13 protein-coding genes are annotated in these 12,000 nt (G+C 60.9%); 6 read left to right on the plus strand and 7 right to left on the minus strand.

The annotated features are described in order from the left end of the window. Positions 1 to 94 precede the first annotated feature (94 nt). Together BCY88_RS27295 and BCY88_RS27300 are read left to right on the plus strand one after the other, a co-directional pair. Positions 95 to 964, plus strand: a complete 870-nt coding sequence (locus BCY88_RS27295) for an alpha/beta hydrolase (RefSeq protein WP_120347271.1) — start codon at positions 95 to 97, stop codon at positions 962 to 964. 208 nt (positions 965 to 1,172) lie between these two features. Beyond that, positions 1,173 to 1,460, plus strand: coding sequence for a hypothetical protein (locus BCY88_RS27300; RefSeq protein ID WP_120347272.1), 288 nt, complete (start codon positions 1,173 to 1,175; stop codon positions 1,458 to 1,460). A gap of 24 nt (positions 1,461 to 1,484) precedes the next feature. Here BCY88_RS27300 and eno read toward each other — a convergent pair whose 3' ends face one another. Then, the gene (eno, locus tag BCY88_RS27305) at positions 1,485 to 2,777 is read right to left on the minus strand and encodes a phosphopyruvate hydratase (RefSeq protein ID WP_120347273.1); all 1,293 of its coding nucleotides are present in this window, start codon (positions 2,775 to 2,777) and stop codon (positions 1,485 to 1,487) included. A 178-nt stretch (positions 2,778 to 2,955) separates the two neighbouring features. Here eno and BCY88_RS27310 point away from each other — a divergent pair, with 178 nt between their 5' ends. Further along, positions 2,956 to 3,825, plus strand: coding sequence for a LysR substrate-binding domain-containing protein (locus tag BCY88_RS27310; protein WP_120347456.1), 870 nt, complete (start codon positions 2,956 to 2,958; stop codon positions 3,823 to 3,825). 100 nt (positions 3,826 to 3,925) lie between these two features. Here BCY88_RS27310 and BCY88_RS27315 read toward each other — a convergent pair whose 3' ends face one another. The 3 genes from BCY88_RS27315 to BCY88_RS27325 are packed head-to-tail and all read right to left on the minus strand — an operon-like array spanning position 3,926 to position 5,300. Then, positions 3,926 to 4,255 carry a hypothetical protein gene (locus BCY88_RS27315; protein WP_120347274.1) on the minus strand — a complete coding sequence of 110 codons (330 nt, stop codon included), beginning with the start codon at positions 4,253 to 4,255 and terminating at the stop codon, positions 3,926 to 3,928. Between the two features lies 1 nt (position 4,256). Continuing rightward, positions 4,257 to 4,820 (minus strand): isochorismatase family protein, encoded by a 564-nt coding sequence (locus tag BCY88_RS27320; protein ID WP_120347275.1) that lies wholly within the window; start codon positions 4,818 to 4,820, stop codon positions 4,257 to 4,259. A 27-nt stretch (positions 4,821 to 4,847) separates the two neighbouring features. Next, positions 4,848 to 5,300 carry a MarR family winged helix-turn-helix transcriptional regulator gene (locus tag BCY88_RS27325; protein WP_120347276.1) on the minus strand — a complete coding sequence of 151 codons (453 nt, stop codon included), beginning with the start codon at positions 5,298 to 5,300 and terminating at the stop codon, positions 4,848 to 4,850. A gap of 320 nt (positions 5,301 to 5,620) precedes the next feature. On the opposite strand from BCY88_RS27325, the gene BCY88_RS27330 reads away from it, so the two are divergent. Further along, positions 5,621 to 6,082, plus strand: coding sequence for a CHRD domain-containing protein (locus BCY88_RS27330; RefSeq protein ID WP_120347277.1), 462 nt, complete (start codon positions 5,621 to 5,623; stop codon positions 6,080 to 6,082). A gap of 44 nt (positions 6,083 to 6,126) precedes the next feature. Here the strand turns inward: BCY88_RS27330 and BCY88_RS27335 are convergent, their stop codons facing one another. Further along, positions 6,127 to 6,819, minus strand: a complete 693-nt coding sequence (locus BCY88_RS27335) for a cytochrome b/b6 domain-containing protein (RefSeq protein ID WP_120347278.1) — start codon at positions 6,817 to 6,819, stop codon at positions 6,127 to 6,129. 259 nt (positions 6,820 to 7,078) lie between these two features. Here BCY88_RS27335 and BCY88_RS27340 point away from each other — a divergent pair, with 259 nt between their 5' ends. Together BCY88_RS27340 and BCY88_RS27345 are read left to right on the plus strand one after the other, a co-directional pair. Further along, positions 7,079 to 7,933, plus strand: a complete 855-nt coding sequence (locus BCY88_RS27340; protein ID WP_120347279.1) for an urea carboxylase-associated family protein — start codon at positions 7,079 to 7,081, stop codon at positions 7,931 to 7,933. Positions 7,934 to 8,082: 149 nt separating this feature from the next. After that, a complete protein-coding gene (locus tag BCY88_RS27345) occupies positions 8,083 to 9,069 on the plus strand; it encodes an AraC family transcriptional regulator (protein WP_120347280.1) in 987 nt (328 codons plus the stop codon). Between the two features lie 39 nt (positions 9,070 to 9,108). On the opposite strand, the gene BCY88_RS27350 is transcribed toward BCY88_RS27345, so the two are convergent. Together BCY88_RS27350 and BCY88_RS27355 are read right to left on the minus strand one after the other, a co-directional pair. Beyond that, positions 9,109 to 10,347 (minus strand): NAD(P)/FAD-dependent oxidoreductase, encoded by a 1,239-nt coding sequence (locus BCY88_RS27350; protein ID WP_120347281.1) that lies wholly within the window; start codon positions 10,345 to 10,347, stop codon positions 9,109 to 9,111. Between the two features lie 89 nt (positions 10,348 to 10,436). Beyond that, positions 10,437 to 11,807 (minus strand): MFS transporter, encoded by a 1,371-nt coding sequence (locus BCY88_RS27355; protein WP_120347282.1) that lies wholly within the window; start codon positions 11,805 to 11,807, stop codon positions 10,437 to 10,439. Positions 11,808 to 12,000: the final 193 nt, after the last annotated feature.

Raw genomic sequence — 12,000 nt, forward strand, 5'->3', positions numbered from 1 at the left:
CGCTCGACTCGCGGTGCCCAACCATGCCTCGCAGGTTGACAGCGCTCCGGGTTCGTAATATTGATCATTCGAATAGCACGGAAAAAGGATTTTCATGCCGTTCGACCTGACTTTCGCCAACCTTGCTGAGCGCGCCGTGCAATACAACGCGCGCGCCTCCGTGAAGGATTTCGACGCCGAGATGGTTGCGTATGCGTCGCTTGCGCAGGCTTCACGTCAGCGCTGCGCGGGCGTACTCGATCTTCAGTACGGAATGGGGGTGGCCGAGCGCATCGATATTTTTCCGGCTGCGGCGGCGGTGCAGCCCGCACCCGCATTCGTCTATATTCACGGCGGCTACTGGCGCGCGCAACGCAAGGAAGACGCCTGCTCGATGGCGGCTGCCCTGACGAGCGCCGGCGTGGCTGTGGTGATGCTCGAATACACGCTATTGCCCGAGGCCACCTTGGCGGAAGTGGTACGCGAGGTGCGCAGCGCCATTTCATGGCTCTACCGGCACGGCAGCGTCTATGGCATCGATCCGCAGCGCATCCACGTATGCGGCAGCTCGGCGGGCGGCCATCTCGTGGGTATGCTGTATGCGGACGACTGGCAGTCGCGCTTCAATGTTCCGCAGGATGTCGTCAAAGGGGTGGTGGGTCTCAGCGGGCTGTATGACATTCGCCCGCTCTGTGACATCAACGTGAACGAGTGGTTACGGCTCTATCCCGACCAGGCGGCGTTGCTGAGTCCCGCGCTGCGTATTCCGGAGAAGGCGCCGCCGCTGGTGTTGGCCGTTGGCGGGCTGGAAACGACCGGCTTCAAGAACCAGACGCTGCAATTTTACGAAGATGTCAGCAAGCGCGGGCTGCCGGTTTCGCTGGTGCCCAATAGCCATTCGAATCACTTCAATCTCGTCAGCGAGCTTGCGGATCCATCCAGTGTGTTGTTTGAGCGAACGCTGGCACTTATCAGGAACGGCTGATCGTGGGCTGTTAAGACGCGTCAGTTGTTACCGCGCGTTGCAACGCCTTTGCCTCTCTTTTCGTAGACCTCAATGCGCGACTGGCTCGCTGCCCGCAGGCGGCGCGCCGGAAAAATTTCAACGGTCAATTTTGTTGCACGCATGTAACTCAACGCGAACGTCAGCTCGCTAAAGTGAAAGCGTTAACTCCCCTGATACGGAGGGCAAAATGAAAACCAGAATGTTAATCGCGCTGGGACTTGGAGCCGTGGTTCTCGGGGCTTCGCAAATGGCCAATGCGGGTGTTTCGCTCGGCATCAACGTTGGCGTGCCGGCGCCCGTCTACGTCGCACCGGCTCCTGTCTACGTGGCACCGCCACCGCCCGCCCCCTATGTGGCCTATCAGCCGGTACCGGTCGTGGCGCCGGCCATCGTGATCGGCTGGCACGGCGGCCAGTACTGGGATGGCCGCCGCTGGTGGTCCCGCCATGACTGGTATGGGCGACGCCACTGGTAGGGCCACGGCGTCACGTTATCCGCGTCACTGTCGCGGCGAGCGGGCCGCGAACGCTGCCGCGCCGGCATAGGTTGCCTGCGAGCCCAACTCGCGCTCGATACGGATCAGCTGGTTGTATTTGGCGGTCCGGTCCGAGCGTGAGAGCGATCCGGTCTTGATCTGGCCACAGTTCGTCGCGACAGCAATATCCGCAATGCTGACGTCTTCGGTTTCCCCCGAGCGATGCGAGACGACAACGCCGTAAGCGGCGCGCTGGGCGACGCGGACGGTGGCCAGTGTTTCGCTGAGGGTGCCGATCTGGTTCATCTTGACGAGTATCGCGTTGCCGATCGAGGCGTCGATGCCTTCCAGAAGCAGGCGTTCATTGGTGCAAAAGATGTCGTCGCCAACGAGCTGGCATTGTTCGCCAAGCCGGGATGTCAACAATTGCCAGCCGGCGTAATCGTTCTCAGCAGTGCCATCTTCGATAGACACGATGGGGTACGCGGCCACCAGCCTCGCCAGGTAGTCGACTTGTTCCTCTCTGCTGCGCTCAACACCTTCGCCACGATAGACATAACGGCCGTTGCTGAAGAATTCGCTGGAGGCCGGATCGACCGCCAGCGCGATATCGACACCGGGTCGATAACCCGCGGTCTCAACTGCGTCGACGATCAGATCGAGCGCTTCCTCAGCGGAACGCAACGTGGGTGCGAAGCCACCTTCATCGCCGACATTCGTGTTGAACCCCGCTCGCTTGAGCGCGCCACGAAGCGTGTGAAAGACCTCGGACCCCATGCGCACGCTGTCGTTGAACGAGGCCGCGCCGATTGGCAAGATCATGAACTCCTGGAAGTCGAGCGGGTTATCCGCATGCGCACCACCGTTGATGATGTTGATCATTGGAACCGGCAGGACAGCCGCCTGCAATCCGCCAAGATAGCGAAACAGCGAGGTTCGTGTGAAAGCAGCGGCGGCTTTCGCGGCAGCCACTGAGCAACCGAGAATCGCGTTTGCGCCGAGACGTCGCTTGTTTTCGGTGCCGTCAAGTTCGATCATGGCTCGATCGAGGTCCTGCTGAGCCAGGGCGTCCATGCCGACCAGCACATTGCGCAGTTCGGTATTGACCGCATTGACCGCGCCTTGCACGCCTTTGCCAAGATATCGGGTGGGGTCGTTGTCACGCAGTTCGACGGCTTCGCGTTCTCCCGTCGAAGCGCCAGACGGCACGATCGCCCGGCCTTTCGATCCATCGTCCAGCGTGATTTCCACTTCAATCGTGGGGTTCCCCCGGCTGTCCACGACTTCGTAACCCACGATCTGCGTGATACGGCTCATTTTTTCATTTCCTGTTCGATAAAAAAACTGTCATAAGCGGCGAGCACGACTGGCGTGCTCCGATTCGGCGAAATGTCATGGATTGCGCTGTTTGAATGTGAAGATACGCAATCGTGTAGCATTCGAAAATCGAGTTTTGTTGCAAGATTCGTCAGTTTTTTTAACCAAGGAATTCTGGGTGCGTACACTGCCTCCGCTATCTTTGCTGCGTGCGTTCGAAGCAACGGCCAGAAACGGTTCCGTCACCAGGGCCGCCGAAGAACTGCACCGAACTCACGGTGCCGTCAGTCGTCAATTGAAGCTGCTTCAGGAGCACGTAGGTTCAGCGCTGTTCGACAAGGAAGGAACGGGGTTGAAGCTGAATCGGCACGGGGAGGAGCTCTACGCGCTCGTCAGTACTGTGTTCGAACAGCTCGAGCAGGGCTATGCGAGGTTGCAAGCCCAGGTGCGTGGCTCAGGCCTGCACGTGGCGTGTAGCGCGACGTTTGCCATGCGCTGGCTGGTGCCGAACCTTGCCGATTTTTATCGCGCGCGTCCGGACATTCGTATCCGACTGTCCATGACTTCAGCGCGAGAGATCCGGACCGAAGGCGCCGATCTCGTCATTGCGTGGGATCTCACTTCGTATTCGGAGGCGGACCGTGCCCGTGCGATTGCGCTGGCACCTGTCGCATTCGGTCCTGTATGCACGCCCGCATACAAGCGCTCGGCAAAATCGGGGACGCGCATCACGCACGATTTCACCTCGAGTGCATGGACGCACTGGGAGACGCAGACGGGCACCAGAATCGGAACCGGAGGGCAGATTGCGTTTCCCCACACACACCTTTGCATCGAGGCGGCACTCTCTGGACTGGGCGTTGCGCTGGTCGAGAAACGGCTCGTCAGGCGGGAGCTTGACGAAGGGCACCTGGTGGCGCCCTGGGGATTCGTGCGACTGCCCTTTACATTGACGGCCTTGCCCGCAGCGGGTCGTGCGTTGCCCGCCGAGCTTGATGAATTCACGTCGTGGTTGCGCGGCAGACTTGAGTATCAGGATGCCCGGTAGATCTGTCATGCACCGCGTGTCCGGCGAGCAAGGACAAGGCTATGCGGGCAGGAGATCCGCCACGTGCCCGCCGTCAACTAACGCGTCATTGCCGAGGCGCTCATGACCGTTCGGGATTATTGCCGCCATGGAAGTTGCCGAAATGCCGCGCACCGAACAGTCCCATTGCCAGGATACCCAGGCCGAATGGCACGACATCGGCTGTTACCTTGAGCTCAAAGTCGCCCACGCTGCACACGAGGTGGTAGCCGACGACGAGATTGAAGAAACCCCACAGCACATTGACAGTCGATGACGACAGCCCTTTTCCAGGTGGTTTCGCGAACGGGGTCTGGAAGGGTGCCCCTGTCACACCGCTGACGAAATGAGGCACGGCATTCGCGAGAAATGCACCACCGAAAAAATAAGAGACCGCGTGTAACCAATCCATTTCAGACGCTCCTCGTAGCGAGTAAATCGATGATGTCCTGGGCTGTGCCCGTTTCGCCCAGCTTCGGAAATACGTTCTTGATGCTGTAATCGTGGGCCTCGGCACGCGGGTCCGTCATGGCATCGAGAGCCAGGCTGACGTTGAACCCGTGTTCGTAGGCCTGGCGCGCGGTGGCCTCGACACCTGTGCCGGTCGCGACGCCGGCGACAACGACCTGCGTCACACCCAGGGCCTTCAGCTGTTCATCGAGGGTGGTATGGGTGAACGCACCCCATGTTCGTTTGGTGACGACGATGTCGCTGGGCTGCTGGTCAAGCTCCTCAATGAAATCGGTCCATCCTTCGGAGAACGTAGCGTTGTGACGGGGCCGCTCTGTGCGCCCAGGCGCCACACCGGCGACGTTGACCAGCACGACCGGCAAGCCGTGTTTGCGAAAGGCCTGAAGCAGTGCGCAGGATCGTTCGACGACCCGTTCAATGGAAGACGTGAAGGGCGAGCCGACGATGCCGTTCTGCAGATCAACGACGATCAGCGCGGTGTTTGGGTCGAGTGCGGTGTACGGCATGGTCTTGCGTGAAGTTCCTGTGTGTGTTCAGAAGTCTGCGAGACGCTTGAGCAGTTCCACCGCAGCGCCGAGTTCAGCCTGTTCTTGCGCGGATAGCTGTGCCTGGAGGGCGCGGACCAGCCAGTCTTCTTTTGCCGCCCGATTCGCCTGCAGCGCTCGCCTGAACGTGGGGGTCAGGCCAATCAGCGTTTTGCGCCCGTCGCCAGGGTCGGCCTCGCCTTTGACAACGCCTGACGCCTCCAGGCCGGCAACCGTAATCCGCATGGACTGTGGTTTCACGCCTTCTGCCCGTGCCAAAGCTGAGACGGTGGCTGGACCGTCACGCTCCAGGTGGAAGACCACCGACTTCTGTGCCGACGTGAGGTCGTTAGGGTTCGCAAGTTCTCGCGCGCGGCGCACCAATTTGCCCACGGCAATACGTAGTTCGCCAGCAAGGATGGGCAGGTCGGTGGGCTTGGGTGAGGGCGACTGTTTGTTCATGGCGCAACCATAGCATATGTACAGTTAAACTGTACATATAGACTGTATATATTTCACCTGTACGCAAGAAGGCATCTATCTTGAGTGGGGGCTTGACGCGCCGGGTTCAGGATTTGCCAGAGCCGGCGAGGGCGTCCGCGATCAGGTTGATTACATCTTTCCTGCCGCAGACCTGACATCTGCGCATCACCTGGAGTTACCGGCGGCTTGCGTCTATCCTTGTCTCACAGCTTTGGCCGCCAGCGAGGCCGATGAGGTCCTATATACGCTTCGATAGTGGCTACCGCCCAGCAAGGGCAAACCCAAAAGGAGAAAACCAAATGTCACGATCCATCTCGCAGCGCGTTTTCATGGTGCTCGGCAGCCTTGCTCTCGCGGGCACGCTGAGCCTGGCGCAAGCGGCGCCGGTCTCATTTGACGTACCGTTGACGGGAGCTCAACAGGTTCCGCCCGTGCAGACGCCGGGCAGCGGCAGTGCCAGCCTCACGTATGACGCCAGCACGCGGGTTGTCACCTGGAACATCACCTTTAGCGGATTGTCGAGTCAGGCCACGATGGCGCATTTCCATGGGCCCGCGCCAGCCGGCAAGAACGCCGGCGTGAAGGTCTGGCTTTCCCAGAAAGGCACCATGGAGATGACGAGCCCGCTCAGCGGTCAAACCACGCTATCCCCGGATGACGCCAAGATGTTCGAGGCCGGTGACATGTACATCAACGTGCATACCAAAACCAATCCGGGCGGCGAAATCCGCGGCCAGGTGGTGCCGCCGAAGAGCAACTGACGCGACCGCGCAGGCGGCACACTGAGATCGGGTTCGCGGCAGGCTCAGAGATAGGCCGCGAGCAGCATCACCACGGCGACGCCCACGCCGAGCGGCAGCAACGCCAGCAGCGCTGGCGTCTGCCGCGGCGCCTCGATGGAGGAGGGCAGGAGCTTGTAGCCGGTTAGCATTGGGCGCAGCAGGTTGTGTCCCTTCGCTATCGCATAGAGCGCGATCGCGAGTACATGCAGCGTGACCGCGGCGAGCAGCACGTCCCACACGATCCCGTGCAATGTGGATATGGCGTTGGCGAGCCACGCGGGCACCAGTTCGCTCAATGGCCCTTCGTCGGCGATGTCGTTGTTGACGTAGAGTCCGCTCAGCGTCTCGACCAGCAGCAACGCGAGCAGCAGCAGGACCATCCAGCCGCCGGCCGCATTGTGGCCCACCTGCAGATCCGGCTCGCGGCGCAGCTGATGACGCAAATGACGAAGTGCCGCCGTGGGCGACGCCACGAAATTGCGAAAGCGCGCGGTCTCACTGCCAAAGCAGCCCCATAGCAGCCGGAATATGACCAACGCGAGCAGCGTCTCCCCGGCCCGGATGTGCCAGTCGATCCAGTTCAGTTTCAAGGTGACATAGGCCGCTGTGACAAGTACGACCACCAGCCAGTGAAACAGCCGCACCGGCGCGTCCCAGACCAGCACCGGGCGGCGGGCAGGCTGTGCCGGCCGTGTGGCAGGTTCGTGAGCATCCATGTGTCGCGCCTCCGTGCGCATCATATTACCGTCTTCATCCTATCCCGGCGGTATCAAAGACTCCGCCGATCACGCGTCGTAGTGCCCTTGAATATGACGCGCAGCGAGACGCGTTCGACCTGCAGCACAAGCGCAGGGGGCGGCCAGGGTGTAATGTTTGAAAGAAGTGCAGGATGAGCGCTTCATTCACGACACACCCGGGCACGCCGCAGCCTGTCCGGGTGCGGCTATTCGCCTGTCTTATGAAGGAGTATTCAGCATGTTGAACTACCCTGCCGCCTATCAATCCACCAAGGGTTCCGCGCTCGACGTCGATAAGACGTTCTATCAACGCGTCGCCTCACAGCACGACACCCGCACGCTGGTCGAATCGATCGTCGTGCCGATCCGCTCGGGTCAGGCGTGGACCGTGCCGGCCGGTCAAGTGTTTCGCATCGTGACGATAGAAGGTCCGCAGGTGGCCGACCTGAATATGTGGAACCTGCACAACCCGCGCGAGCGTATGTGGGCTTCGCGCACGCGCCAGTTGCAGCAGGCGCATGTGAGCACGTTCGACCGCCTGTGGTCGACGCTGCCGTTCCTGCGTCCGATGGTGACGATCACGGACGACAGCCTCGCCGACTACGGCGTCGACGAGCATGGCGGCCGTGTCCACGATCTGCTCGGTACGCGGTGCGATCCCTATGTGAACCGGATGCTGACTGGCGAGGACTTCCATTTCCACTGCCACTCCAACCTCACACGCGCGATTGCTCCTTACGGATTGACCGAATACGACGTGCACGACGTGCTCAACGTATTCCAGTGCACCGGCCTGAATCAGGAAGACAAATATTTCATGAAGGCATGTCCGGCAAAGAAGGGTGACTACCTCGAATTCTTCGCTGAGATCGACTTGCTATGCGCGCTGTCGACCTGTCCGGGCGGCGATCTCTCGGTGCCGATGTGGGGGCCAGACGCGCGCGATCCGCTGGAGGTGTGTCGACCGCTCGGCATCGAGATTTACCGGCTTGCGCCGCAGATGCTGGATGGATGGGCGCCGCCGTCCGTCGCTGCGTACAAGGGGCAGCATGGAATGACACTGCTGCAGCCGAAATGGGAATGCGGTTGTTGACCGGCACTGAAGATTCATCCACCGGCACCTTCATTCCGGTGTGCCCGTCGCTCGTGCCAATCAGTGCGGGCGTAAATTGACGAGATTAAAATAAGCTCGTCTGATTTAACGTGCCAACGGGACATCTTACTTTGCTACGGAATCACGATATGCTCGCGAATGGCATCGTCTACAACCGATTCGATGTTTCCGGGAGACCGCCGCAACAGCAACTGCTAGCCTATTGGGAGCAGCTTGGCGAGATCGTCGAGGTTGTGCCGTCGCGAGAACAGGTTCGACAACCCTTTGTCTGCATCAACGACCGTTACGACATCGGCGAATTCCGCATCAGCGACACCCGCACCGATCATGTGGTGATCGAACGCACGGTGGCCCGTATTTCGCGCGACAGTGTGCGGGGCATTGGTTTTACCCTCTTCCTGGATGGCGAGGCTCATTCGGCAACGAAGCTCGGCGGGCGGGGTGAGTACCTCGTGGGTGGAGGCAGCGTACTCGCCACCGACTTTGAACAACCCGTGCGCCTGCGGCGGCAGGCGTGCCGGTATATCACGCTCGTTGTGCCGTCCAACCTGCTGCGACACGTGTTCTCCGACCCGGCCGCTATACATGGGCGACTGCTCGACCCGAACAGGCCCGCCACGCGGCTTATCATCGAGCGCGCAAGGAAACTCGTCGAGAGCGTCCGGCACATGCCGTTCGAGGAGGCGCGCCGCAAGCTGGCCGGTCTCATTGAACTGATTGTCGCCGCGTTTGGGGAAGAGGCTGGTCTGAGCGGCAGTAAGCGAGCAGTCAGCCGCGCGCTCATGTTCGACTATACAAGACGGTATGTCAGGGCAAACCTGCAGGATTGCGAACTATCGCCCGACAGCGTAATTGAATCGTTGGCGCTCCCACGCAGCACGATTTATCGGTTATTCGAGCATGAGGGTGGGCTGGGTGCCTATATCCGTCATCTTCGCTTGCGTACCGCCGCTGACGAGCTCGTTCGATTTCCGGGTGTTCCGATCAAAGACGTCGGTTATTCCGTCGGCTTCAGAAGCGCATCCGACTTTACGCGTGCATTCCGGCGGGCCTATGAGATGACACCCCAGGAAGTGCGCCTGAACGACTACCGATATCTTCATGTTGAACGGTGATAGCCAGCCGTATCGGTAAGGGCTCCGCTACCACCGGGCTCATGCGCTGAACCGGCTGGCTCGAAACGGGTGCGCGTCCACCAATAGGGATTCACCGGTAATCATCTCGGCAACCAACCGTCCGGTGACGGCGCCCAGCGTAAAGCCGTGATGAGCGTGGCCGAATGCGAACCAGAGATTCTTGTGGCGCGTTGCGGGTCCGATGATCGGCATCATGTCGGGTGTGCAGGGGCGAGCTCCCATCCATGGCTCGCCGTCGATACGCGTCGCGAGAGGAAACAGCGTGCGCGCAATCGGTTCGACGGCGTTGAGTTGCGTTGGTGTTCGGGGCGCATCGCGATGGGCGAGCTCGGCACCCGTGGTCAGTCTGATTCCGCGGCGCATCGGGGCGATCAGGTAGCCGTGCTCGACGTCGAGCACGGCATGGTTCAGGCGGGTCTCCGGTTGCGGCGCATAGTGCATGTGATAGCCACGCTTGACGGCCAGCGGCAGGCGGTAACCCAATTGCGAGGTCACCTGTTCCGACCACGGCCCCATCGCCACGACCACGGATCTCGCTTCAATCAGCCCCTCATGCGTGTACACCGCCCACTGGTCCTTGAGCGTTGTGCCGTCGCCAATGAAAAAGCGGCCGCCCAGGTGCACAAAATGTTTTGCATAGGCGGTTACCAGTGCATTCGGATCGTTCACCGAATCGGCCGCGACATATCGGAGTCCGCCTAGCAGCGAGGTGTCCAGATCCGGTTCAGTCTGGCGCAAGCGCGTGCCGTCGAGTGATTCGAACTCGACGCCGAATTCACGATGCCACTGCTCGGCAAGGCTCGTTTCCTCGTCCTGCTTGGCTGCCGTTCTAAAAATCTTCATCCAGCCGATCGGACGCAGCAACGAACTCGCGCCGGCTTCCTGCGCAAGCGCCCGGTGTTCGGTCACGCAGTGTTCGATCAGTGGGGCATAGGAGCGGGCGATGGCCGCATGGCGGCGCGGGTGCGAATTGCGCCAGTACTTCCACAGGAAAGGCGCGAGCTTGAGCATCGCGTCCGGGTGGTAGCGCACATCGGTCGACTGGTTGCGTGCGTAGCCCAGGAGCTTCTGCCATCCGCGCGGGAACGCATACGGATAGACGCCTTCACGCTGAATCAGTCCGGCGTTGCCGAAGGACGTCTCGTTACCCGGCTGCTTGAGGTCTACCAGTGCAACCGATCGACCGCGTTTCTGCAGGTGCGCGGCCACCGACACACCCACGATGCCGGCGCCGAGGACGAGGGTATCGAACTTCATCGGTTGTTCCTTATGACTCGTTTCACGTCAGTGCCCATGCGATCCAGCATGTTGATGACCGGCGTGCTTGCCGCACTGCCCGGCGGAGCTCAGAGGGTTTCGGCGCAGGAGTCGACCGGATGCTTGCCCGTCAAACGTGGCTCGCTATAGACCCCGAACATCCAGATGGCGGCGCAGGCAATCAGCAGGGGAACCAGAGGACCCACCAGGCCCAACAGGGCAATGCGGTGATGGAGTTCGACCGTGGCCGGCGCGCCCGCGTGGTAGCCGATGAGCGACAGGAGGCCGCCCGAGACCACGCCGCCGAGTGACATGCCGAGTTTTTGCGCGGACATGAACATGCCCAGATAAAGCCCGAGGGAGGGCCCGCCCTTGGCCGACTTTACGGTGTCGAGCACCGCGGCCGTCAGGGCCACACCGGCTACAGAACAGATGATGCCGTAGATCGCGCCGGCCACCATGACCACCGGTATCAGCCCACTGGCCAAACCGGCCCAATAGCCGATAAATGCGGCAACGGTAACGAGAAAGCCGATCCGCAGCGTGCCGTTATCGCCAAGGCGGCGCAACACCGGAACAGCAAGCGGCAGACCGAGGAGGCCGCCAATCAGCACCGGACCTGCGAGCAGGAACAGGTCCTCGGGGCGGCGTCCAAGCAGATACTGATTTTCATAGGCAATCAGGGAGTTCAGACAGCCGCCTGCTGTGCCGAGCGCGATGATCACGATGATGAGCGCAAGAAACGCCCGGTTACGCAGGACAGCAACGATGCCGTCACGCAGCGACATTTCCGCGGAGGATTCCGACAATGCCGCCGGATGAACAGGGGCGTTACGAACCGCGCTGTAAAACCAGGCGTACATGAACGCCATCGCCAGCGCGATCACCAGGGTCATGGTCAGGTAGCCCCGTTCGCCACCGCCGCCGAGCCGGATCAGGACCGGTACGCAAACCACGAGAGAAATCGTGGTGAGGGCGGCGCCGAGATTCCCGACAGTCAGGAATTTGTTGCGCTGGAGGGAGTCCGTTGCCAGGTCGCCGGCCAGCGCGAGAAAAGTAACGCCGAAGACGGTATAGCAGGTCGCTTGCAGAATCTGGACCAGTACATAAAACGCGGCAAGCAGCGGCTTGGAGGCGATCGCCGGGTGAAAGAAGGTCAGGGGCAGCAGCACCATGAGCGCGAGCCCGCTCATGATACAGACGCGCAGACGGCCGCCCGCGCGCAACGCTAACTGGTCCGAATAACGTCCGATCGGCATGTCGACAAGGACGTCCCACAGCTTGGGGGCGGCCAGAATCATCCCGGCGAGCCATGGTTCGAGATGCACGTACTCCGTGAGGAAGTACAGAAGCAGCATGGGGACGGGGGTTGCCGCGAGCGCGTTGGCGGAGCCGCCCGCGCCGTATCCGCCCAGGCGCATCAGACTGATACCGCGGCTGGAATTCGAAGTAGATGACATGCCAATTCCTGTTAGGCATCCTGGGATGCAAGTGTCCCGGCCGGCCGATGTCGGCACGGTGGTTTTTCTGCATAGTGCCAAATAAGAAAAATATTTACAATATGGAAAATACTTGTAGACATTTCTCCGCTGCTGCAAGGCTGGCGATTGGTCCGGGTAGCGGCTGACTGAAAAATCGTCGCTGAGCGGGTGT

It is taken from the genome of Paraburkholderia fungorum (assembly GCF_003610895.1).
Taxonomy (GTDB): Bacteria; Pseudomonadota; Gammaproteobacteria; order Burkholderiales; family Burkholderiaceae; genus Paraburkholderia; species Paraburkholderia fungorum_B.

What these genes read in the sequence shown, in the direction of transcription:
- BCY88_RS27295 (WP_120347271.1), top strand. Translation starts at nt 95, where the DNA reads ATGCCGTTCGACCTGACTTTCGCCAACCTTGCTGAGCGCGCCGTGCAA.
- BCY88_RS27300 (WP_120347272.1), top strand. Translation starts at nt 1,173, where the DNA reads ATGAAAACCAGAATGTTAATCGCGCTGGGACTTGGAGCCGTGGTTCTC.
- eno (WP_120347273.1), bottom strand. Translation starts at nt 2,777, where the DNA reads ATGAGCCGTATCACGCAGATCGTGGGTTACGAAGTCGTGGACAGCCGG.
- BCY88_RS27315 (WP_120347274.1), bottom strand. Translation starts at nt 4,255, where the DNA reads ATGGATTGGTTACACGCGGTCTCTTATTTTTTCGGTGGTGCATTTCTC.
- BCY88_RS27320 (WP_120347275.1), bottom strand. Translation starts at nt 4,820, where the DNA reads ATGCCGTACACCGCACTCGACCCAAACACCGCGCTGATCGTCGTTGAT.
- BCY88_RS27325 (WP_120347276.1), bottom strand. Translation starts at nt 5,300, where the DNA reads ATGAACAAACAGTCGCCCTCACCCAAGCCCACCGACCTGCCCATCCTT.
- BCY88_RS27330 (WP_120347277.1), top strand. Translation starts at nt 5,621, where the DNA reads ATGTCACGATCCATCTCGCAGCGCGTTTTCATGGTGCTCGGCAGCCTT.
- BCY88_RS27335 (WP_120347278.1), bottom strand. Translation starts at nt 6,819, where the DNA reads ATGGATGCTCACGAACCTGCCACACGGCCGGCACAGCCTGCCCGCCGC.
- BCY88_RS27340 (WP_120347279.1), top strand. Translation starts at nt 7,079, where the DNA reads ATGTTGAACTACCCTGCCGCCTATCAATCCACCAAGGGTTCCGCGCTC.
- BCY88_RS27345 (WP_120347280.1), top strand. Translation starts at nt 8,083, where the DNA reads ATGCTCGCGAATGGCATCGTCTACAACCGATTCGATGTTTCCGGGAGA.
- BCY88_RS27350 (WP_120347281.1), bottom strand. Translation starts at nt 10,347, where the DNA reads ATGAAGTTCGATACCCTCGTCCTCGGCGCCGGCATCGTGGGTGTGTCG.
- BCY88_RS27355 (WP_120347282.1), bottom strand. Translation starts at nt 11,807, where the DNA reads ATGTCATCTACTTCGAATTCCAGCCGCGGTATCAGTCTGATGCGCCTG.